Source organism: Mucilaginibacter gossypiicola, assembly GCF_900110105.1.
GTDB classification, from domain to species: domain Bacteria; phylum Bacteroidota; class Bacteroidia; order Sphingobacteriales; family Sphingobacteriaceae; genus Mucilaginibacter; species Mucilaginibacter gossypiicola.
In genome coordinates this window covers 866,551-888,458 of sequence record NZ_FOCL01000001.1, presented here as the reverse complement: position 1 = coordinate 888,458, position 21,908 = coordinate 866,551, and the positions used below count along the sequence as shown (strand labels likewise).

The 21,908-nt window shown below is 42.0% G+C and carries 26 protein-coding genes; 14 read left to right on the top strand and 12 right to left on the bottom strand.

The window, feature by feature from the left end:
- Nucleotides 1-73 precede the first annotated feature (73 nt).
- The 3 genes from BMX50_RS03740 to BMX50_RS03730 form a co-directional block, all read right to left on the bottom strand.
- Entirely contained in the window at nucleotides 74-652 is a 579-nt protein-coding gene (locus tag BMX50_RS03740) for an RNA polymerase sigma factor (protein ID WP_091207818.1), read from the bottom strand.
- A gap of 121 nt (nucleotides 653-773) precedes the next feature.
- On the bottom strand, nucleotides 774-1,316 hold the full coding sequence (locus BMX50_RS03735) for a hypothetical protein (RefSeq protein ID WP_091207815.1): 543 nt from the start codon (nucleotides 1,314-1,316) through the stop codon (nucleotides 774-776).
- Between the two features lie 190 nt (nucleotides 1,317-1,506).
- On the bottom strand, nucleotides 1,507-1,692 hold the full coding sequence (locus tag BMX50_RS03730) for a hypothetical protein (RefSeq protein WP_091207813.1): 186 nt from the start codon (nucleotides 1,690-1,692) through the stop codon (nucleotides 1,507-1,509).
- Between the two features lie 115 nt (nucleotides 1,693-1,807).
- Between BMX50_RS03730 and BMX50_RS03725 the strand changes: the two genes are divergently transcribed.
- From BMX50_RS03725 to BMX50_RS03685, 9 genes are all read left to right on the top strand, one after another.
- Entirely contained in the window at nucleotides 1,808-2,923 is a 1,116-nt protein-coding gene (locus BMX50_RS03725; protein ID WP_143065078.1) for a hypothetical protein, read from the top strand.
- 118 nt (nucleotides 2,924-3,041) lie between these two features.
- Entirely contained in the window at nucleotides 3,042-3,329 is a 288-nt protein-coding gene (locus BMX50_RS03720; protein WP_143065077.1) for a hypothetical protein, read from the top strand.
- A gap of 115 nt (nucleotides 3,330-3,444) precedes the next feature.
- Nucleotides 3,445-4,206, top strand: coding sequence for a hypothetical protein (locus BMX50_RS03715; protein WP_091207806.1), 762 nt, complete (start codon nucleotides 3,445-3,447; stop codon nucleotides 4,204-4,206).
- Between the two features lie 173 nt (nucleotides 4,207-4,379).
- Nucleotides 4,380-4,649 carry a helix-turn-helix transcriptional regulator gene (locus BMX50_RS03710; RefSeq protein ID WP_091207803.1) on the top strand — a complete coding sequence of 90 codons (270 nt, stop codon included), beginning with the start codon at nucleotides 4,380-4,382 and terminating at the stop codon, nucleotides 4,647-4,649.
- Between the two features lie 14 nt (nucleotides 4,650-4,663).
- The gene (locus tag BMX50_RS03705) at nucleotides 4,664-4,927 is read left to right on the top strand and encodes a helix-turn-helix domain-containing protein (RefSeq protein WP_091207801.1); all 264 of its coding nucleotides are present in this window, start codon (nucleotides 4,664-4,666) and stop codon (nucleotides 4,925-4,927) included.
- The gene (locus BMX50_RS03700) at nucleotides 4,924-5,241 is read left to right on the top strand and encodes a hypothetical protein (protein ID WP_244280839.1); all 318 of its coding nucleotides are present in this window, start codon (nucleotides 4,924-4,926) and stop codon (nucleotides 5,239-5,241) included. The genes BMX50_RS03705 and BMX50_RS03700 overlap by 4 nt, the downstream gene beginning before the upstream one ends.
- Nucleotides 5,242-5,465: 224 nt before the next feature.
- Nucleotides 5,466-5,843: a plasmid mobilization protein gene (locus BMX50_RS03695; RefSeq protein ID WP_091207798.1), complete on the top strand. Its 378-nt coding sequence runs from the start codon at nucleotides 5,466-5,468 to the stop codon at nucleotides 5,841-5,843.
- Nucleotides 5,833-6,813 carry a relaxase/mobilization nuclease domain-containing protein gene (locus BMX50_RS03690; RefSeq protein ID WP_091207795.1) on the top strand — a complete coding sequence of 327 codons (981 nt, stop codon included), beginning with the start codon at nucleotides 5,833-5,835 and terminating at the stop codon, nucleotides 6,811-6,813. The genes BMX50_RS03695 and BMX50_RS03690 overlap by 11 nt, the downstream gene beginning before the upstream one ends.
- Before the next feature lie 43 nt (nucleotides 6,814-6,856).
- The gene (locus BMX50_RS03685) at nucleotides 6,857-7,459 is read left to right on the top strand and encodes a hypothetical protein (RefSeq protein ID WP_091207793.1); all 603 of its coding nucleotides are present in this window, start codon (nucleotides 6,857-6,859) and stop codon (nucleotides 7,457-7,459) included.
- A gap of 357 nt (nucleotides 7,460-7,816) precedes the next feature.
- Here the strand turns inward: BMX50_RS03685 and BMX50_RS03680 are convergent, their stop codons facing one another.
- Nucleotides 7,817-8,080: a hypothetical protein gene (locus BMX50_RS03680; protein WP_091207790.1), complete on the bottom strand. Its 264-nt coding sequence runs from the start codon at nucleotides 8,078-8,080 to the stop codon at nucleotides 7,817-7,819.
- Nucleotides 8,080-8,508, bottom strand: a complete 429-nt coding sequence (locus tag BMX50_RS03675) for a helix-turn-helix transcriptional regulator (RefSeq protein WP_091207788.1) — start codon at nucleotides 8,506-8,508, stop codon at nucleotides 8,080-8,082. The genes BMX50_RS03680 and BMX50_RS03675 overlap by 1 nt, the downstream gene beginning before the upstream one ends.
- Before the next feature lie 181 nt (nucleotides 8,509-8,689).
- Here BMX50_RS03675 and BMX50_RS03670 point away from each other — a divergent pair, with 181 nt between their 5' ends.
- Complete coding sequence (locus tag BMX50_RS03670; protein ID WP_091207786.1) at nucleotides 8,690-10,216, top strand: hypothetical protein; 1,527 nt, start codon at nucleotides 8,690-8,692, stop codon at nucleotides 10,214-10,216.
- Nucleotides 10,217-10,649: 433 nt separating this feature from the next.
- Nucleotides 10,650-12,086 carry a TolC family protein gene (locus tag BMX50_RS03665; protein WP_091207783.1) on the top strand — a complete coding sequence of 479 codons (1,437 nt, stop codon included), beginning with the start codon at nucleotides 10,650-10,652 and terminating at the stop codon, nucleotides 12,084-12,086.
- On the opposite strand, the gene BMX50_RS03660 is transcribed toward BMX50_RS03665, so the two are convergent.
- The 5 genes from BMX50_RS03660 to BMX50_RS03640 all read right to left on the bottom strand — a co-directional run bounded on the left by BMX50_RS03660 (nucleotide 12,083) and on the right by BMX50_RS03640 (nucleotide 16,655).
- Nucleotides 12,083-14,422, bottom strand: coding sequence for a peptidase domain-containing ABC transporter (locus tag BMX50_RS03660; protein ID WP_091207781.1), 2,340 nt, complete (start codon nucleotides 14,420-14,422; stop codon nucleotides 12,083-12,085). The genes BMX50_RS03665 and BMX50_RS03660 overlap by 4 nt on opposite strands.
- 3 nt (nucleotides 14,423-14,425) lie before the next feature.
- On the bottom strand, nucleotides 14,426-15,622 hold the full coding sequence (locus BMX50_RS03655; RefSeq protein ID WP_091207778.1) for an HlyD family secretion protein: 1,197 nt from the start codon (nucleotides 15,620-15,622) through the stop codon (nucleotides 14,426-14,428).
- 124 nt (nucleotides 15,623-15,746) lie between these two features.
- Complete coding sequence (locus tag BMX50_RS03650) at nucleotides 15,747-15,977, bottom strand: hypothetical protein (protein WP_091207775.1); 231 nt, start codon at nucleotides 15,975-15,977, stop codon at nucleotides 15,747-15,749.
- A gap of 76 nt (nucleotides 15,978-16,053) precedes the next feature.
- Nucleotides 16,054-16,302 (bottom strand): hypothetical protein, encoded by a 249-nt coding sequence (locus tag BMX50_RS03645; protein WP_091207773.1) that lies wholly within the window; start codon nucleotides 16,300-16,302, stop codon nucleotides 16,054-16,056.
- A gap of 104 nt (nucleotides 16,303-16,406) precedes the next feature.
- A complete protein-coding gene (locus BMX50_RS03640; RefSeq protein WP_091207770.1) occupies nucleotides 16,407-16,655 on the bottom strand; it encodes a hypothetical protein in 249 nt (82 codons plus the stop codon).
- A gap of 532 nt (nucleotides 16,656-17,187) precedes the next feature.
- Here BMX50_RS03640 and tatA point away from each other — a divergent pair.
- Nucleotides 17,188-17,364: a twin-arginine translocase TatA/TatE family subunit gene (gene tatA, locus BMX50_RS03635; RefSeq protein ID WP_091207768.1), complete on the top strand. Its 177-nt coding sequence runs from the start codon at nucleotides 17,188-17,190 to the stop codon at nucleotides 17,362-17,364.
- A 10-nt stretch (nucleotides 17,365-17,374) separates the two neighbouring features.
- A complete protein-coding gene (locus tag BMX50_RS03630) occupies nucleotides 17,375-17,950 on the top strand; it encodes an RNA polymerase sigma factor (protein WP_091207766.1) in 576 nt (191 codons plus the stop codon).
- Between the two features lie 517 nt (nucleotides 17,951-18,467).
- Here BMX50_RS03630 and BMX50_RS03625 read toward each other — a convergent pair.
- Both BMX50_RS03625 and BMX50_RS03620 read right to left on the bottom strand, forming a co-directional pair.
- Nucleotides 18,468-18,986: an ORF6N domain-containing protein gene (locus BMX50_RS03625; protein ID WP_091207762.1), complete on the bottom strand. Its 519-nt coding sequence runs from the start codon at nucleotides 18,984-18,986 to the stop codon at nucleotides 18,468-18,470.
- A 45-nt stretch (nucleotides 18,987-19,031) separates the two neighbouring features.
- A complete protein-coding gene (locus BMX50_RS03620) occupies nucleotides 19,032-20,249 on the bottom strand; it encodes a site-specific integrase (RefSeq protein WP_091207760.1) in 1,218 nt (405 codons plus the stop codon).
- Between the two features lie 539 nt (nucleotides 20,250-20,788).
- Between BMX50_RS03620 and BMX50_RS03615 the strand changes: the two genes are divergently transcribed.
- Complete coding sequence (locus tag BMX50_RS03615) at nucleotides 20,789-21,742, top strand: hypothetical protein (protein ID WP_091207758.1); 954 nt, start codon at nucleotides 20,789-20,791, stop codon at nucleotides 21,740-21,742.
- Nucleotides 21,743-21,908: the final 166 nt, after the last annotated feature.

Sequence of the window (21,908 nt, the reverse complement as noted above, 5' to 3'; positions counted from 1 at the left end):
TATTTATAAGGCGGGATAAGGTCCCGCCTTTTTATTTGGTTTTTCCCGGAGAAACTACGGGACCGAGTTTAAGTTAAGCGCTACAGGCAACTATTCGCCTGTCGGACAGGTAGTATTCCCTTAATTTGTTTATTGCTGCGCGGCAACGGGTTTTCACGGTGCCCAGCGGCATTTGCAGGGCCTCGGCGACCTCGGTATGTTTAAAGCCTTTAAAATAGATAAGTTCCAGTACCTGGCGTTCCTTATCCGGCAGGTTAACGACAGCCGAGCGCACGAATTTGAAGTCGGTGGGATCGAATTGCGGGGACGCCTGCACCAATTCGTTGCCATATTCGGCAAGGTTCACGTGCAGCGCCTGCTGCCGGTAATCTTTTTTACGGAGGGCGTCGATGGCCAGGTTCCGAGCGAGGTTGACCATCCAGGTAAAGAGGCGGCCTTTTAAGGCATCATATTTGTCAAAAGAGTTCCAGATTTTCAGGAACAGTTCCTGCAAAATGTCTTCAGCTAAGCTACTTTCAGGAACGATGCGGCTGATCACACCCAGCAGCGAGCCGGCATACATATCATACAGCGCTTTCGCACCCAGATCGGTTTTTTCCTGTATCGCGCGGATCAGCAGTTCTTCGCTGAGTTTGATTTTGCGTCTGGCCATAGTTCACCTTGACCTTTTTCTGAATGGTTATCGGTGGGTCTGGCAAGCCGGATTAATGATAAAAAAGCAGGGGTCTTTATGTTAGTTATAACACGGCTGAGAAAAAGTTGTTTGCCTGATTTTAAACACTTTGGGGCACCGGCTCGCGCGGCGACCGCAGCTTCAGGTTCAAGGGCCAAATGTTATCGGCTTTGGCAGTCAGTTTGCCGCCCCTGACGGTGGCACCTAAAACGATAGCGCCGGATAAGAGCACAATATTTTTTATAATGTATTGGCCGAGCAGGGTCGGGATAAAAAGTGCGCTGAACGTTTCCTGCGGAAAAAACCAGAGCGGCAGAAAGGTGCCGATCATCTGAAGGTAAAGGAGGCCGAGGGTCAGTGTCAGCCAGCGGCGGAACAGCAGGCCCAGCCCAATGGTGCATTCCCAGATGGCCAGTACCGGCAGGGAAACGGCCGGTTTAACCGTGCCGAAAGTAAGTTTGAGGATGGTCCGGCCGGCTATCACTTCTGCCGGGCTGACACCGTGAAAGAATTTGAGTACGCCGAACCAGATAAACACCAGGCCGAGTGATACCCGCAGGATATTAAGGCCGTTGCGTGCTTTCCACTCGACGGAACTGCGCTCCAGGCGGATCAATTGTCGTATCAGCGGCCAGTTTCTCATAGGTGCGTTTAAAAGAACTACGAATAAATGCGCTTGCCGGATGCATTTGCGTAAACAATTAGTCATTCTTTTCTGGAGTACGATTTTATTGAATATATTTAAATTGATATTTCGGTTACGTTCCCGACACCCCGGCCAAATAAAAAGGGCAGCCGTGTACCCGCTCCTCTTGTTTTCCATACACTATCAACTATTTGCCAAAGGCCTTTTTCAGCTGGCCGGCGGCATAAGTTTTGGCGTCCTTGGCCTGCGGCACGACCGCGCCCATACCAAAGAATTGGGTGACCTCGTCATAATTTTTAGTGTCGACACTCACGCCGGCCGCTTTCATTTTATCAACCAGCTTGGTACCATCGTAGACAATGAAATTGGCCAATATATGCTTATAATAAGGTGGCTGGCTTCAGTTGATCGGAACAGGCATAAAAGCCTTCTTCGAGGGCCGTTACAACGAGTGTATCCATATACTGATCCCGCAGTTTGAACAAGCTATGAGATACCTTTTGGAAGCAAATGGCGGCAATATACTTACCTACAGTGATGATACTTATCCAGTAAAAACATTTGGGCACGTGTTGAGTGATCCGATCATCGCAAAGGCATTTGGCGATGACCTGGTTTATTATTTTAAGATGCTGTTTGTTGATGGTAAGGTCGATATTTTTTTTGACGCTTACGTCATCAATAAAACCATCGACGATCTTTCTGACAGAACTGAGGATCGCCAGGTATATCAGCGGTACATAGATTTGGCTGATACCCAGGAATACAAATGGTTTAAGATCCTCGATTTTGATTTGTTAAGGCGGCGGTACAGGGAAAAACGGAATGATGAAAGCTGGCAGGATTTTAACCGAAGATATGAAACACTGAAAACAGCAGAGATACTGAATGCCTTTGATTACACTCAGGCTGCGCCATACCTGCCGGTCTTTGATGTGTTAGGCGATTGCGGTAGTCACAGTATCTGGCCCTTTCACCGTCAGAATAATGCCGCGCAAATTTTGCTGAACCACCTGATCGAAACCCGGCGCGACACTTTTATTGAACTGTTTAAATCGCTTCTCGAAAAACCCTATTTCTATCAGATCATCCGTTATGAGGTGCTTTTCCTATATGTTCAGAAAGCTGGTAATGATTTATTGGAGACCGTTGAAAAAATAATTTTCGGGCATGAGTATATTAATTTTCAATATGTCAGGGTCGGTTTTTTTAACTCCCCGACTGAGGCTAATATTACTATAGAGCGGTGTAAGCGTTACAAAGAATTGCTATCCTCATTAAAAGGGTGGTTCTACCTTTACCTGGGCAATGTTCATTTCTACACCGCTTTGGATCCCGGTTTTCTTAACGACGTGCTGCCCTTCATGCTGGACAGGGCTGGAAAAAGCATCCTGGAATTCAGGTTGGAAGAAGATTTTATTGAAAAGAATTACAGCCTGTTCAACTCAATAGAAATTGCCAGGAAAGCGAGCGGTACGAGTACCATCAACTGGCTTCACTGTGGAACCTGCCAGATTATTTATCGGCCGTATCAGAAGTTTTTGATCAGCTCATACCCAAGTCGATATATCTATTCAGAGGTGAAAATGTATTGGAGCATGTGATGAGTGATAACGAGCAGGGCAGTGAAGACAAAAAAGTAGCTTTTTTATGCATTACCTGTCAAATAATTTTCATAACATAAGTAAAATCAACGCCTGCTTCAAAATTATTCAAAATAAGTTGCATCCTTATTTTGATGGTCTTTTCAAACGCCTTTTAGCAATTAATGATGATGTAGCGCTATTTAAAAAGATCCGCTGGACAGATCAGGGAACGATCATACGTAACGGCGATTCGATTGCAGGAGAGATCGACGAACGGATTTGGCAGAGGATAAAAACATTGGTTCAGGAAATGAAGCCGAAAACCAAGTTCTTTAATCACAAAATATTCATTAACCAACAAATCGATTATTGCCGGAAGAGCGCGATCAGTGAACGGAAATGGGATTTTTTAAAAAATCGCTAATGGCGGAGTGCTTCATAGGCCTACGCACATGACCGCCTAGCTGCATTATCAGTATTCATTCATTAATATTTCATCCAAGCGCTCAAACGCTTATTTTTGAGAAATATACCAACCTATGAGCGCAACTTATTTCAAACCGCGTGATCGTTTCGATTTTGCGAAAGATACCCTTGATATTGGCAACCCAATACAATGGGACAAGTCACATTTTTTAAAGCACTTTTTTAAAAGAGTGTTTGCCATTCCTGAAGACTGCATAGCCAAATTTTATCAACGCCATTTGGCCTATTATTTATCTCACCATACCGATGGTACAGAGGAAATCTTCTTTAAATATTTCTGGTCGCTCATTGAACGGCAGTTAAAAGTGTTGCTGGGCAAAGATGTCTATGACAAGAACCATCTGAAAAATGAGCGGGAAATAGCACGATTGCAAAAGTTTATGACAATGTTGATCTCGCTTGACCGTTGGAATATTCACAAATCCAATGACGCAGTAATAGCACAGCAGGAATCGGAGATAATTGCACTTAAACAAGAGGTTACCCAATTAAAAGCCGACCTTAAGAAAGCGAATTCGCTAGAAACGGAAGGTTATATCAATATACCTGAAGGCTACCGAAGCGCCGTTTTACACCTGCATTTACAAATGCAGGAACTTAAAACTCCTGAAGGGAAGGAACTCATGTTTTCCCAAACGCAAAGCGTCTGGATGAAAATGATCTGCAAGTATTTTCGCGAAGGAGATAAAGAGATCAATTACGAAACCATACGCCGTTATTTTCCGAGTGACAAGCGCGAGCCGGGAGATAAACATGCCGATATTCCTGCAAAATCAAAGCTTTTTACGATCAATCTTGCGAAAAAGAGGAGTTGATTTTTTCTTTTGCAGGGAAAGTAGGTAACTATTTGCAAATATAACATCAAGCTGTCAATCAGTACTTTATAAGCTATTTTAGCTTTCTCTAAACAGCTCCATTTTAACCATGCAGTTCTGCATGGTCAAGAAATCTATTATGTACAGCACACATTTGTTCCAAAACAAATGCTATGCAGATAATCAATCAAGAAGCTTTTAGCCTGTGCATACGCCAGGCGGTGAGGGCAGAATTACAGGAATATTTTAAAACGGGTGGCAGCCAGCCGCTGGATTCAGAAAAACTTTTATCCAAGCAGGAACTTGCCGCCGAACTCGGCGTGTCTCTCGTTACGCTTACCGACTGGATGAAAAAAGGCTTGCCCTATTTGCGCCTGCATAAAAGGGTGTACTTCAAAAAAAGTGAGGTATTGAATGCCATGCAACAAACCATTAACGAATAAACAAGGAGGAACAGATGAATGTGGAACTAATCACCAAAGGGGATTTACTGGAATTTAAAAGCGATCTGCTTAATGAGATTAAAAGAATCATACACCCTGGACAGGCCAATACAAAAAAATGGTTGAAGAGCGTGGAGGTAAGAAAACTGTTAGGCATATCACCCGGCACACTTCAGAATTTACGCATCAATGGGACACTTCGTTTTACCAGGGTAGGCAGCATCATGTACTACAAGTTGGAAGACATCAACAAGATCCTGGAAGGAGAAAATAAATGAAGCTGCAAAAGGAAATGGTTAAAGAGCTGGCAGCTTATGCCAGCTTGCTTAAACGCATGGAGAAAGATAGCAGGGTATTACCAACACACCTTAGCCTGTTTACGGGTTTGTTTGTCTGCTGGCAGCGGAACGGTTTTATCAGCCCATATAATGTGACCCGGAAAACGCTTATGGCTTTTTCCAAAATCGCTTCTGTTGCTACTTATCATAAGTGCATCAGGGAGCTGGATGAATACGGTTATATCCGGTATCAGCCGTCCTATCATCCGAAGCAGGGCAGCCTGGTTTACTGGCCTGAAGCAGAAAAAGGATAGTGCATAAATCTGCGCAAAACTTCGTTTTGCAACATTGGAATAACATACCGCAAGCGGTATGCAGCACATCTACAGATAGCAGGATATATGGTGGAGAGATTTACGACCCGAAGGGAGCGAGTTAATGTTTTTGCTTCACAAAAACCCGGATACACCCCGCAGGGGTGATCCGGTAACTCGCTCCCGTTGGTCGGTTTGGGAAGAAGTTTTAAGAACGTGATTTTATGACAGGATCAACTGAAAAAGATAAATTACAGAAAAACCAGCTGCCCGGCAGGCCAAAGAAAACAGTAAGCCGCAGCGAATTCCTAATGGTACGATTAACGCCGACTGAACGTGTTCTGATCGAAGGGCGGGCAAAGAAAGCCGGGTTGAGATCCAGTGAATGGTTCCGCAGGGCTGCCAAGAGCGCGAAAGTTTTCCCGCGATTTACAGTAGAGGAAACCGGTTGGTTCAGGATGCTGGCCGGGCTTGCCAATAACCTTAATCAGCTGACACACCTTGCCCATGTGGCCGGGCTTTTTTCGCTGGCCCTGAAATGCCAGGCTTTGCTGAAACAGATCGAGGATTTGTTAACAAAAATCAGCAGCCATGATAGGTAAACCGATAACCGGTCGAAGCTTTGGCGGCTGTGTTCGTTATGTGGTGAATAAGCAGGATGCGAAGATCATTGCTGCCGAAGGCGTGCGGATGCAGAACGCAGGAACGGTCACCCATGATTTTAACCTGCAACGGAAGATGCGACCGGAATTAGGCAAAGCCGTGGGGCACCTGGTTTTAAGCTGGAATAGGGAAGATCTCTCTAAGCTAAGTGACGAAATTATGGTTGAGCGGGCAAAAGAATATATGCATAAAGTGGGTATCCGTAATACCCAGTTCGTTGTAGTTCGTCACCATGACAGGGAGCATCCGCATTTACATGTGATTTATAACAGGGTGGATAATAACGGCAACACCATAACCGATAAAAACAATTTTGCGAAAAATGTGAAAGCCTGCAAAGAGATCACCCTGAAGTATGGCTATCATATAGGCGAAAGCAAGGAACAAGTGAACAGACAGGCTTTGAAAGGTAATGAGAAAATCAGGTACGAACTTTTTGATGCCATTAAAGTAGCGCTTAAGCAATCGGGAAACTGGAAACAGCTGGAAGCGAATTTGCAAAAACTGGGTATTGGTATCGCTTATAAATATCGTAGCGGTAGTAATGAGGTGCAGGGCATTTCTTTTGAAAAGGGCGATATCAAAATGAAAGGATCTGCTATTGACCGGAGTTTGAGCTATGCCGGGATTAATACGCAGCTCAACCGGAATCTACAGGCGCAGCAGGAACATGTAGTAAGAAAAGTGGATTCACCTTCATTAGCCGATCAGTTACGGGATGCGATCAGGCAGCATCCCCAGGCTGATCATGTACATGTTCCAGGTGGCGGTAAAGGCATTCTGGAAACTTTGCTGGAACCGCAGTTTGTTGCCGGTCCGCCCGACCCGATGGGGGATGCGGATATAGCCAAAAGGAAACGAAAGAAACATGAAGCGGAACATTCCCAGTCCCAAGGGATAAGCAGGTAGCGTGATTAAAAAAAAGATTATTTAACTATTCAAACTTAGGTTTATGCAACAAGAAGAACTGGAAGAAAAAGTAACGATGCTGGAGGAACTGATACAAGGGTTTATTCAGAGGATAACCATAGTAGAAACCGAGATGCCGGAGTTTCTGAAGAGTTTTTTAAGTCAATACAAAGAAACGTTAGACCGGATAACCAGCAGGATTGAAACGGCTAATAAACGTTATGATGATAAAAAGATCCAGCAACAGATGGATGAATTAAAAGATGTGGTTTCGCGGGTGCCTAAAGTGATCGGTGTCAAAAATCATCATCATTTCGGGGTATGGTCAAAAAGCCTGGTTATCGGGGTAGTGGCAGCTTTTATTATTACAGCCGGATCATTTGGTACAGCTTTGTATCTCAATCATCAAAACGACCGGTTAAACGAGGAAGCTTATAATTTCTGGCTGGTCAGGGCGATGTATCCTAAAACGGCCGAAACCATTATTACAGGTTTAAAGGATGATCCGAATGTTTTTATCGCTAAGGCAGAAAAGGCAATGGAGAAACAGCAAGCTATTGCTGCCGCTAAAGCAGTTGCCGATCAGGCAGACAAGGAGCAGAAAGCGGCGAGGGACAACCTAAAGAAAGTACGTTCAGCCAAGTGAGTACACATTAACATGTTTTCTTTTTGGATAGGAGGGAATGGCCATGCTGCTGCGGCAGACGGCTGCATTACACCACGCGCTTCGCTCCGGGTTCCATTACGCCGCCAGCCTCGCCGCCGCGCGTGCAGGAGTGTATTCGTTCCTCATACACACCTGTCTTTCCCGCCCAAAGGCTATGGGTTAGTCACAGCACCGCAGTCACAAAATTAGCTCCGCATGAAAACAGTCAAGGGTATATAAACCGGCTATCGCCGGCCCTTGACAGTTTTCCTGCTAACAGCTCCGGTTGTTTAAGCGGTGATATGACTGGGTGTGTTAGTGATTATATGGCCAGTCGGCTAAGACGTAGAAGCAAATCTAATTCTGGAAATATCTGCTGTAAACATCAATAATAGCTTTCTTAAGTTCAATAGGCAAGTCCCGTTGCGTTTTCCAAATGAGTTTGGCCGTATTATTACCACAGGAATCTGATTGAACAACGTCAAACAGATCAAAAATTACTTCAATCTTATGAAGTTCAAAGAAAGGTTCAAATCGTTGACCTATAGCGGCAAATTCTTTATCGTTAATAAATGCGAATACCCTATCCTGGTGATTGCTTTTATCAGCATGTTCTTCCACTAACCCCTGTTCTTTAAGATTTCTACTTTTTCACGTTCGCTTTGCAAAAGGCGCTCGTAAAGTTTTTTATTTTCTTCGATGACTTCGAGCCATTTGTCAATAGGATTGAACGTACACGAATAATTCATAACCGCAACATTTGCTGCGCCACTATTGGCACCTTCATAATTATTTTGAATGTTATAAATAGCTTTCTCCTCATCAAAATTCTTGATCGCTTCAACCGGCACTTTAAGTATGGCGGCTACTTGCGAAAGAATATCGTCTTCTATGGTGTCTTTGGCCTCTAACAACGAAACCCGCCTTTGGCTCCAGTCTTCTCCTAATTCCAAAGCCAATGCCTCTTGCTTAATGCCCAGCATTTCCCTGAAACGTTTAATATTACGGCCGTGGTGGATCTGTGTGGGTTTTTCGCTGGTAGTGCTCATAGGATGTTGTTTTGGTCAAAAATAACAAAAATAATAAATAGGTGCCGCTATACTAAAATAGAAATAATAACCGGTAAAATATCCATTCGCATGTTTGAGATAAACCTGTTAAAGATGGTTTAGCATGTTGCGGTTTGTCAACTTCGTATAGAAGTCATTATTCACTCAAATTTTTTAAGCCATGCGAGGTGACGAACATTATGTGCCATGGGAGAACTATCCTGAATTCCTGCTTTTTAATGAAATCCGCGATCCGTATCGCGCGTTACGAGACGCTTTTTGGGGCGAAGAACCAGAAAGGAATAAACGTTTGCTGGAACAACTAAAAGTGTTCGCGCTAAGCGATACACATTACCAGGGTGGCAAAGAAGGCCCTGCTAAGATGGTGCAGGGGGTAAACGAGTGGGTGCGGATGATCGAGATTTGTTATATTTTGTGGCTCGACAGAAAAACCCCGGATGATTGGGATAAGGCCGAAATTGTTGAGGGGAGTGAATTGAGGTTTGCCAGACATACATGGAAATATTTTCCGGATGATTTGTCGTTCTACGAAGAGCGCAATCCATATATCGTTTTCAGACGGATCTTTGGATATATCGGCTTGCAGGACCTCCGTGACTACTTCGATTACTGGCTTTACGCAGCCTTGAGCAACAAGGCATTGACAATAGACGAATTCGAAGGCAATATGCCCCAATTATTTGACGACCTGTTAAAACTCCACTCGGCAGCTTATATGGTTGAGCAACTTGCCATTGGCGCGGTATGGGAAACTCTCACTACAAATAATGGCCATCACCTGTCTTATACCAAAGACGGCAGGAAGGTGATCACGATCATGGAGGATACGGAAAATTATAACCTTTTCGATTGGAAGTTGCCACGGGCTCTTAAACGCAAAAACAGATTAGAGAGGGAATTTAAATTCAAGGAAATGGCCAAGACCCTCGTAACAGAATTTCCATTTATTAAACATGTATGCCACCTGGGTGCTATACCATATGCGGACAGGATTTACCTGTTAATTTTAGTTGATGATCAGGTTGTCATAACAGATGATGAGATATCGGATAAAATTCAATCTGACAGGCTTGGAAAAACCTTTATCGTTCCCCTCGTTTATAAAGTCAAAGATGCTTTAAAAGAAATCAAAACGAATCCACGCTTTTGGGAATGGGTAGTATACGCAGGGACAGTATTATATACCGACCAGGATCTTGTAATTCCGAACCCTGAATATGTGACTGTCGAAATGCATAAGGCGATGTTGGAAAGGTGCTGGAAGAACGCTCATAAAGAGTGCCGCAGCCTTTTAAAACGAGTAGAAACCCATTTGAAGAAAGAAGAATACATGTCTGCACTATCGTTTATGATCAAAGCGATTGAAACTGTACAACGGTGTGCAATAGAGCTTAAGTTGGGATACAACCGACAGGACGGAAAATTTGCCAAACTGCAACAGATAATAAGCCTGTTTACTAATGATTACCAATATATCCTTTATAAGGATACAGATGATGACACGGAGTTTGTTTTCTACAATCTTTTCGATAAAGGATATCCAAAGGCTAAAACGAAAAATTTCAAAGCCGAAAAATCCATTTTGGAAACTGCCTTAAAAAAGATTGAAGAGTACCTGTCGAGAACTGAAAAGCTATATACTCAACAAATTGCATTTCTTGAGTATTCTTTGGGTAAGTTTTCGTGAGCAAATACCCTCAACTAAAATATGACATATTTTAGGATATTTTAGAAACGCTAAAAATAGATTATCCGGGTTTTCATTGTGAAATTTGTAGTGTACCGCCAAGAAACGAGTGGGGCCAACGACCAAGTAGCCACGGCTAAAGCAAACGCAAGGAAGTGAGTGTCTCACGACCTTGCTTGCTTAGCCGAAAACGGAGAGTTAGCAAAATCCCACCAAGGAAATTTTTTTCTTTGAATAAATTCATGACTAGGAGCTTTTGCTGTAGGATGCGACAGTATGTATACTTAAATAGCTCTAAAAATTATCAAAAATCTTCCTTTCCTCGTATTCAGCATTCTTTGAAAGTTTTCCGAAGAAGTTTAATACTCCAAGTTGGAGTTGATTGAAAAAAACAAAAGCCTGTTCCAATTGATAAATATTTACACTACCTATTATGTCGATATATTTATCAAACAACAATGCCGGCAGGAAGCTTGCCGCTATACTTTTTTTGTTCTTTTCTCACAATATCTCCGCACAAACTAAAATCACACTTGAACAAGCTATTGATAGTACGATGGTTCATAACATCGAGATCAGGCAGGCCCGTTTTGATGAGGCCATTGCTGCCGAAGACCTGAAAGCTGCTAAAGGTGCAACACTACCAACTTTAAATGGTAGTGTTGCGGCTTACCGCCTGTTTGGCCGGGCGCTTGATCCAACTACTTACCAGTATAATAATGCTGCGGCTAATATTGCTCAAGGCAGCATTTATGCTAACGTCACGTTGTTTCAGGGTTTTGCCAAAATGAACACTATCAAGCAGGATAAATACCTGGTAGATGCCAATAAAAGCAATGTAGCTAAAATCAAAAACGACCTTACGCTCTCTGTACTTTATACTTACATCCAGGTGCTGACCAATCGCGATCTGCTTGCCGCATCTAAACAACAACTGGTGATAGCTAACGACGAACTTGCCCGCCAGCAGAAGTTTTATAAAGTAGGCCAGAAAACTTTGGCCGACTTATCGCAGGCCAAATCGCAGGTAGCTAATGCCGAGGCTAATCAAACCAATGCCCAAAATGAGTTGGAACGGTCATACCTTACCTTAACCCATTTTATGGAACGTGATGATAAATCGCCATTTTTAGTAGTTGATCCGCCCAAAAATGCGATCGACAAACTCAATACCAGCTATACGAACGATGAGGTGTACAAAACCGCCCTCGAAACTAATCCGGATATTCAAGTAACTGTCAATAAGCGCATTGCTGCCGAAAGCGGGGTTGATGTTGCCAAGGGTTTAAGATATCCCAGCCTCTCTTTTGGAGGTGGATTGAATACCAGTTACTCCAGCAGTCAAAGCACCGTAGTGGCTACACAAATTACGGGCGCGGTGCCTATCGGCGTGGTTCAAAATACCAATGCTGCGGTTGTAGCGCCGGTGTATCAAACCCGGAATGTATCCTTTGGAGATCAGATCACTAATAATTTTAACCAGGCAGTAGGTTTTACACTAGCTATTCCAATATCTAATGGTAACGGTGCTAATATCAATGTACGTAAAGCTAAACTGAATTACCAAAACTCGCTGGCTACCGAACAATTGGCAAAAAACAATATGCGTAAAACCGTAGCCGAAGCCGTGTGGGATGTACATGCTACGCAGAAAAAATATGCCTCGGCGCAGATAACTTTTAAATCGGCTGCGGATGCTTTTAAAGTGATGCAGCAACGCTATTCGGTTGGCTTGGCTAATAGTCTTGAAATCAACGTATCTGAAAATGAACGGAACATAGCCGAATTTTCCTTGATCCAAACCCGTTACGAACTGATCTTAAAAAGTAAGATCATTGATTATTATTTGGGTAATAAAATCAGCTTTTAGTTTTCTGCGGATGCTTTCGATTTAACGCTTTTTCGTGGTTTGTTTTGCCTGGCCAGGATCACATCTTCGGTCGGGAATTGCTTTTGCCACATCTTGAAATACTGGCCTTGCTGCGCCATCAATTCATGGTGGGTGCCTTCTTCAACCAGTTTGCCGGTTTGCAATACGATTATCTTATCTGCATTCATAACGGTGCTTAGGCGGTGCGCTATTACAATGATGGTTTTTTGCCTTTCGCGCAGCAATGCGATCGCGTTCTGTACATGCGATTCTGATTCCGAATCGAGCGATGAAGTAGCTTCGTCAAGGATCAGGATTTCCGGGTCACGGTAAAGCGCGCGGGCTATGGCTAAGCGCTGCCGTTGGCCGCCTGAAAGGTTGGTGCCGTTCTCGCCCAAAAAGGTATTGAAGCCATTCGGTAAACGTTCAATAAAATCGGTAATTTCCAGCTGGCGGCAGATTTGTAATACCCGTTTCAGATCAGGCTCCAGATCGCCTATCGCTATATTTTCGGTTACATTGCCTGCAAACAGGTGTACATCCTGCGGTACAACGCTCACCATGCGGCGAAGGCTCTCGTTAGTAACATATTGGATATCAAAATCGCCAATGAATATCGAACCCGATTGTAATGTGTAAATATTTTGCATGAGCGATAGGAGGGTTGTTTTACCCGAACCGCTTTCACCAACAATAGCGGTGATCTTGCCTTTGGTAATGTTAAGGTCCAGGCCCTCAAATACCGTAGCCCTGCTACCATACCTGAAATGCACATCTTTAAAATGGATATTGCCTATCATATTCGGTGTAAGCTCAGCCCGGTTTTCGGCAGGCTCCTGTTCCATATCCATGATTTCGAAAAGGCGGTCGGCTGCAATGCGGGCATCCTGAAGTGTTTTATTCATGCCGATAAGCCCTGCTACCGGACTCATAAAATAGCCGATGATGGAATAGAACGACAACAATTCGCCGGGAGTAATGATCTTATCCAACACAAAAGCCGAACCTGCCCAAAGCAGTATCACCGTAAAAGAGGTAGAAACCAGACTGCTGAAATTACCAACCCAAAGCGAGTTGGTTGCCGAACGAAAAACCGTTTTCAGCATATTGATAAAACGGGTTTCGGTTTTAAAGTTGGCAAAATCTTCCAGTCCGAAGCGTTTAATAGTAGGGATGGCGTTTACCGATTCAACAAGTTGGGTTTGCAGGTCGGCAGCATCTTCCATCAGTTTACGCTGGGTGGTTCGGTTCAGCCTGTCCGATAATTTGTAGATCAGCGCGAACAGCGGCACAATGGTGAGCATAATCAACGCTAATTTCCAGTAATAGGTAAACATGAGCGCAAATGAGAAGATCAGTATAAAAATGTTTACCGCGAACATCACCAGCACCTCGTTAATAAACGATCGGATCTTTACCGCGTCGTTTATCCTTGATATGATCTCGCCAACGCGCATGCTGTCAAAAAACTGCTGCGGAAGCTTAAGGAGGTGTTTATAATAGCCAAGTATAAGCCGGGCATCAATCTGCTGACCTGTTTTAAGGGTGATCAACGTGCGGGCGTGGTTAATAAATACCTGTAAAAATATGATCACCACCATCACCACACCCATCAGGTTAAGCAGGTTGCGGTTATCTTCCGGCAAAACATTATCTACTATCTTTTGCAGAAAGATGGAGGTGGAGAGGCCTAATATAGTATAAACAACTGCGCCCAACAAAACCTGTAGCAGCATGCCTTTATGAGGCTTCAATAATTGCGAGAAGCGTTTTTCTACCGATACCGTTTTATCGCCGGCAATAAACTGTTCGTTCGGCGCAAGCAGTACCAAGATTCTTGTCCAGATCTTTTTAAAATCATCATGGCTTAATTGGTGCAGGTATCCATCGCCGGGATCCATCACTTCGATAAAAGAATCGGTAACTTTATAAATCACTACATAATGCTGCAACTGGTTACCCAACAATACGTGGGCTATGGTTGGTGTAGGAATCTCGAATAGGTTTTCGAAGGCACCTTTTACCCCCTTGGCCGAGAAGCCCATTTGGTTAGCCGCTTCTATCAAGCCTAAAAGGTTAGTGCCTTTTTTATCGGTTGATGCCAGTTGCCTGATCCGGGCAATAGGCATACTGAGGTTATAATAAACGGCTACCGATGCCAGGCAGGCCGCGCCGCAATCCATAATATCATGCTGCCTGATCTGTACCCGTTTCTTTAAACGTTTACTTTCGGTAAGCGCCTGCCATTTTTGGTACAGCCTGTTATTATTGATCCGCTTAGCAAGGCGATTGTACCAGGCTTCGGTACGGTTTAAAAATTGATCGAAATTTGCCATAACCTATAATTGGGCCGTGCTTTTAGCCGGGAGCCTGCCGGGGTTTAACCAATCGCTGGTTTTGTCATATAATAATTGGAACAGCGTACGGCGGGTAACATAAAAATTGGCCTGTAAACTCATGCCTTTTTTTATGCGGCCCACATAGCCATTTTTCAATTTCAGTTCGTTTTTATCCAACAGGCACCTCACCTTAAAATACGGTTGTTGCCCGTTATCGGTAAATATATCGTTAGATACTGTGAGCACCTTGCCGGTAAGCAACCCCCACTGGTTGTAATTAAAGGCATCAACCTGGAAATTCACTTTAATATCCGGCCTGATCAGGCCTACATCTTTTGGCAGTACATAAATCTCAGCTATCATCCCCGTTTCCGGTGAGATCTCGGCCACTATTTCGTTAGCGGCAATTACACTGCCGGATTGAATGCCGCGCAGGTTTTGCACGGTTCCGGTAACGGGCGCGCGCAGGGTATATAAGTCTTTTTCCTGTTCGATTGATTTTCCTTCCGACTGCAGCTTGCGCATTTGCGCTTTGAGGCTGGTGTACTCGGCCAGCCATTTACTACCCTGGTCATCATAAATTAATTGCAGCGCGCTCAGTGCGTTTTGATAGGCCAGATGAACAACATCATATTCAGAAGCAGAGATAGCTTTGTTTTTAAAGAGATAGCTGTAACGCTCCTCATTACGACGGGCGGCAGACAGGTTGGCGTTGGCATCACGGGCTTTTTGTTGCAGAAGTACATATTGCTGGCCATATAATTCTGATGTGAGGGAAGGCCTTTTATTCCACTGATTACGCTTTACTATATCGGCCAGCACCTGTAAATCGGTCAGCTGCGCTTCGAATTCGGTTTGCTGGGTGTGAGCGGCAAGGTCCTGTTGGTTTATGGCAGCGGCTTTTAAAGTAACTAAAACCTGGCCTTTGGTAACATGCATGTTTTCTTTCAGCAGCATGGTATCTACCCGGCCGGATACGAGCGGTTTGATCTCATTATGTTCGGTTGACGATTTGATAGTACCCAAACTTTTTACGTTGATATTAACCTTGATAAAAAATATGGATACTAGGGCAAGCACCGTAAAACCCAAAACCATTTTATAGATAATATTGGTTTTAGGATCATATTTCCGGAAATGGTACTCGGCAGTGGACGATAAGAACCCTGCCGGGAAAACTTTATTATTGTTATCCATTATAAATTCCCCCTTAGGGTTAGTAGTTTAATAGCAAAGCGGTGTAAAGTGTTTTGGTTTACTCCCAAATCCTCTAACTAAAAATGGGATAGCCGCGACCATCCCATTATATATTGTATAGGTTTTAACTTAAATGTGTTCCGTTTAAAAAAGCATCAAAATTAAGGTTGATACCTTTGCCGGCTTCAAGTTTATAATCCTGGTAATTATCGCCTTGTTGCCACTTAAATTCTATCGAAAGCAGGCTGTCTGCCCCCGCGCTTAAACTCATGCTTGCACCATTGGCCGCGCCGCCGTTTACGGTGGTAAGCTCGGCTACACTCAATTCGCGCATATTGGTTGTGTTGGTTTTCATGATAGATGATATTTACTTTAAAAAATAAGCGCGGGCATTAATTAAAATGCCCGCGCCAGGTATATAATTGAAAAAATTATACGCTTTGTGAACCGAAGTTCAGAATACCGCCCAGGCTTGATGTAATGCCGTTACCTAATGTAAAGGAGCTGGCTTGTGCCTGGTCGCCGTTTTGGCTGCCTTGTTGAAATGACAGCAGGTTAGATATTCCTAAAGAGCCTAACAAGCCGCTTTCGCCGCCAGATGTATTTGCTCCACCTAAACCTAAAAGTGATCCACCGTTTACTTCCTGTAATTCAGTGTGATTTAATTCCTGCATTTTCATAGTGTCAGTAATTTATAGTGTTGCCTACTCTGTTATAAGGTTTTCGGCTGTCCCTTTGTAATCATAATTACAGCAATGCTGCAAGGTTTTCAATTCAATAAAGCTTAAACGCTTTTTGAACCAAAGTTTAAAATGCCGCCAAGCGATGACGTAATACCATTACCTAACGAGAATGATGTAGAGCTGCTTTGATCGCCATTTTTCGACGCGCTGCTAAATGATAAAAGGTTGTCGATACCCAGGCTACCTAACAGGCCGCTTTCGCCGCTTGATGTGTTTGCACCGCCCAGGCCCAAAAGTGAACCACCATTTACTTCTCTTAATTCCATTTCATTCAAATCTTGCATTTTCATGGTTATGTAGATTAGTTTTGCCTACTCTGTTAAAGGTTTTCGGCGATCCCTTTATTATTGTTTGATGGTATTAACGACGATAATTGCATGATAGATTTAATTTATGGTTAATTAATAACAACCAAAACGAGTGCTTTTATCGCTATTGGTTGTGCTCTATTTAAAACATAATAAGAAAACGATGTGTTAGACGCGCATGCAAGCATTGCCCAATTACCTATAAATTAAGATTATCACAGGAAGAAAAATAGGGTGAAATTCAATGTTTAGACATTGAATTTCACCACTGGTGGTTGTTAGAAAGTTTTGTTATTGATTATATGATTCCTCTTTTCAATATGTCAAATCCTCAAAAAACGAAATGATTGGCGGTGCATTTAATAGTTTTCTCAAATCTATCCCGTTCATATTTGCGTAAGTTCGATAACACCCTTATTTATTTAAATAATCATTACATTAAAGTATAAGTTTAGAGGCTGGTTAGTTTTAACTCCGGCTAATAAATATCCATCTACCTAAAAAAACAAACACCATGGGATTAGGCGCACCAGAGATCATACTGATTTTAGTAGCTATACTGCTATTGTTCGGCGGAAAGAAAATACCTGAAATGATGAAGGGCCTTGGGAAAGGCATGAAAGAATTTAAAGAAGCGCAAAATGGAGAACAGGCAGAAACGGCTTCCGAAAGCCCCAAAACGCAACTTTAAATAAAGCAACATGGGACATAAAAGAAAGTTGACCTTTCCGGAAGGGCACCTCATTAAATTGATCAGGGAGCGTCATCCCGAGGGGGCCAAAGCTCTTTATCATATGTATAGCGGTTCGCTATATGGTGTAATATCTCGCATTATTACTGATGAAGTTCTTAGTGAAGACGTTCTTCAGGAGTGTTTTATCAAGGTATGGCATAGTTTTGATTCATATGATGAGAACAGAGGCCGTCTTTATACGTGGATGTCAAATATAGCTCGTAATATGGCGATCGATCAACTTCGTTCAAAGGATTTTAGAAACAGTCAGCAACACCAAAGAATTTCAGAATCCTACGAAGAATTTTATGAAGATGAAGTAAGCAGTGTAAATGTAGATATGAGGTTTTTAAGAATTGGTGCCAATAGGTTGCCTGATAAAGAACGGTGTATCATAGATCTCATATACTATCAGGGTTATACGCACTGTGAAGCAGCTGAAGAATTACAAATCCCACTGGGTACTATTAAAACGAGAATTATAAGAGCTATTAAGCGTCTTAGGCTTCATTATGCCCTTGAATATTTGCCAAAGGCATCTTAATTATAATTCAATTGACTGCTTTGATTATTGGGATAAAATCCTTTAGATGCCTTCAACATATAAATATCTGTGTAAGATAAATCTGCCAGCCGCCCTTGTTCATAATCCTTAGTATGGTTACTTTTCTGAGGATTTATTCAGTGCAATATTAGTATGGATATCCTACACATTGATAATCACCAGCCTAAAAAGTAATCTATTTACCGAATTCAGCAAGTACTTAATTAAATTTAAAGGATGCTAAACTTATAGATAAGCCATAAAACATACATATTTCCCTTTCTACTCTAAAAAGACGTAAGGAGAATCGAAACATTGAACAAATCCAGTCTTTTTAGGGTCGGATGGAATTAACCAATTTATGCCCCGCAAATTCTCCTGATAGATGATGGCGAACTTGATAATATAATTTTTAGGGTGGTTATCAAAAAACTATTTATCAATGCTGAATATAAAACGCTTTAAATGCAAGGGACGTAATTTGCGCCCCCTTGTATTTAAAGCGTTTGGGAGTTAACTAACCGTTCAACTTGAAACCGATCGGCTCACGCGGCTCATTCTTCTGCTGTATCAATTGTTTTAATGCCTGAAAAATGGACTGAATATCATCGTCATGATGAATGACCAGCTTTTCAAGCTGTTCGAATTTAAGGAGAAGGTCCTTGTGAGAAATAAGCATCTCCCGGAATTTAACAAATACTTCAATAATTTTGATACTCATAGTAATAGCCTGCTTGCTATTTAACACGCTTGAAAGCATGAGTATACCATGCTCTGTGAAAACGTAAGGAGCGTACCTTCTGCCGCCTCTCTTTGAGGTCGCAAATTGCGACCTCAAAACATCGAATTCTTCGTTGGTGAGACGAAACATAAATTCTGGTGGAAATCTAAGGGTATTTCTATTGACCTGTTCAATCAGCCTTTTAGTTTCCACTCCATACATCTCAGCTAAATCTTTGTCCAACATAATTTTGTGCCCCCTTATCAGGTATATTTTTTCAGCAATTTCTTGATCGCCAGCTTTCAACTCTTTCATGAAATATTTATCTATCGAATTAATACAATATTTGCTTTTGAATATTTAGTGAGATTGTAGCTTTTTTCTGAGTACACCCATATCCTCACCAACTTTCAAATCCAAAATCCTCGCATAGTGTTGTGTAGTCTTGATATTAGTGTGGCCTAACATTTTAGAAACGCTTTCAATTGGTACACCATTCAATAGGGTGACCGTGGTTGCGAAAGTGTGCCTGGCAATATGAAAAGTCAGATCTTTATTTACATTACACAAATCTGCTATCTCTTTTAAATAAGCATTCATTTTTTGGTTGGTTAATATGGGTAATAGCTTATCCTCGATTTCACATTGTGGATGATCCCGATATTTTTCAATTACACTCAATGCATAAGGCATTAGTGGAATACGTGAGGGGGTGTCAGTTTTTTGGCGACTCGTAAAGATCCATTGCTCACCGTCGTGGCCCTTGACAATTTCAGAGCGCCTGAGTTTTTGCACGTCGATATAAGCCAATCCAGTATAACAACTGAATAAAAATATATCCCTGACCTGCTCAAGACGAGCACTAACGAAAGATTTCGAAGCCATAATTTCCAACTCTTCCTTTGACAGGAATGGCCGATCAACTTTTTTAATTTTGATTTTGTAGTTAAGAAAGGGATTGACAGTAATCCAACCACTCGCCAAACAGATGCGAACAATCTTACCAAAATTCTTGATATATTTTAAGGCTGAATTGTTGTTGCATTTACGAACCGAACGGAGATAGAATTCGAATTCGCTGATAAACCTGTGATCAATCTGCTTGACTCGGATATCGCTGATTTTGTATTTCCATTGCATAAAGTCCTGCGTGTGCTTTAGCGTTGTTTCATACCGGGTAACGGTAGCAGGAGCAAATTCCTCATTCACTAACGCGGCTACCTTGCGGTTATGTTCCTTAAATACATCAACCAGCATAACTGGCTTCTCTGTTTTGCCCAGGAAGCGATTTTTAATTTTTTCCGCAGTAAGCTCTTCACCACAGTCCTTTAAGTAGCGGATCGTATCATTGACCTTTAGTTCCACATCATTGAGGGCCGAGTTCAATTTGTAAACTGCCTCCGTTTTGCCTTTAGCTCTTTCTTCACCGGGATTCCAGAGCTTTGCCTGAATTTTTTGACCGGTCGCTAATTCGGCGCGTTGTCCATCGCATGTGATCCGTATATAAACCGGAACTTTTTCTTCTTTTGAATTTGCTCTCTTTTTCAGATAAAAGAGAACAGCCACATTTTTGATCATAAAAAGCTGTTAAAAAGTTAAACAAATTTATCTTTACAGCATAATTCTCACAAGATGTTCACTTGCTGAACATCTTGCTCTTCAATTAGTTACAAGCATTCTGGTGAGCACTTTTTTTTAAATTCGGTGCTCACCAGAATGCTCACCAAAATGGCCGTTCAACGGTGAGTAAACGACACCAAAATGCAACAAAAAACCCCTCAAACGTAGCGTTTGAAGGGTTTTAGTGGTGTTTGATACCGTTTTCGTGGAGCCGGAGGGATTCAGGTCGAACACCTTTTACCAATTCTGTTTTTTATTAATGCATTGAAAAACAGATTGTTAAATAAAATAGCTGTATAATTTCTAATTAAATTTTAAAGGATAAAATCTGTTGATAATACGGTTTTATCCTTTTCATTTTTAAATTCCCACCTATAAAAAGTTCGACTATCGAACACATAATATATAATGATGATAATGGCCATAATACGAAATCAAGAATTAATTTTCTTGAAGGATAAGGAAGTGTTTGCATTCAAATTGGGATCTACCGTTATATGATTATCTTCGATGAACCAACCGAATTTCAAATGACGTTATTGATACAAACGCCACCACATTCCGAACCATTAATAAGTGATAATGTGCTCAAGTACCTAATACCCGCATGCGTATCCTTGTTTGTTTTTGGGCTGGGAATATTTGCGACCTGGTTCAAGCTAAACTTAGAAAGGAGGCGTCAATATCGACAATTGAAAGCCTTGTTCTATACTTGGGTACCGAACCTCTCAGCACCTGTCGAAGCTTTTGCTTTATCTTGTTCGGACTTGTCTGCAAGACTAATTGCATCCGAACGTCTTGCTGCGGAAGCCTTTGGATTTTTGTCGTTGAACACTGATAAGTTAGCAGCAATTGATATTCATCAACTTGTGAAAGCTTTTATTTATAATAGTACCGGCGAAGAGGCCAGTAATAATGAACAATTGTTTTATCTAACAAGTAATCTGGATTATCTACACAGGCTTGGCCCCGAGATTGAAGCAAAATATCAAGAGCACTATGCGAAGGCAAATAACCTTATGAATGATTGGAATACCGCATTCATGACGCTCACAAAAAATACAACTGCATTATTCAGTGAACTAACAATTAAGAGTCAACAACGTCAAACCCTGGAAAATCAACTACGTGATAATGCTGCAGCTTGGCTATTGATTTCGGCTCAAAATCCTCAAAATACTACATTAATATATAACAATCTGATCACACCGAACACGACAGCTTTGAACCAATATTTTCAAACTGCTCCCTCACAAGACACTCAGGTTAATGACCTCATGGCTGCTATCAGCGTAATTTCGGTAATCTATATGCAATGGCGAACGAGCCATGAAGGATATGCTACCGTCTTTAATAATTATGCAGGGAAACTCCGGGATACATACAAGCGGTTGCAAGCAGCTGTAGATCACTTTCAAACAAATACCGCTATCAAACCTATTTGCGATTGATATTCAGTGATTTTAACTATTATTTATTTTGTAAGTTATCCAACTTTCTAAGTTGGTCCCGAAATCTTAAAGATGCTTTTAAACTCCCATATATTTTTAAAATTAAAATAGCAGAAGGATAGTTACCAAAAAACAAACTGTTATCCTTTGCCATAATGGATCTTGG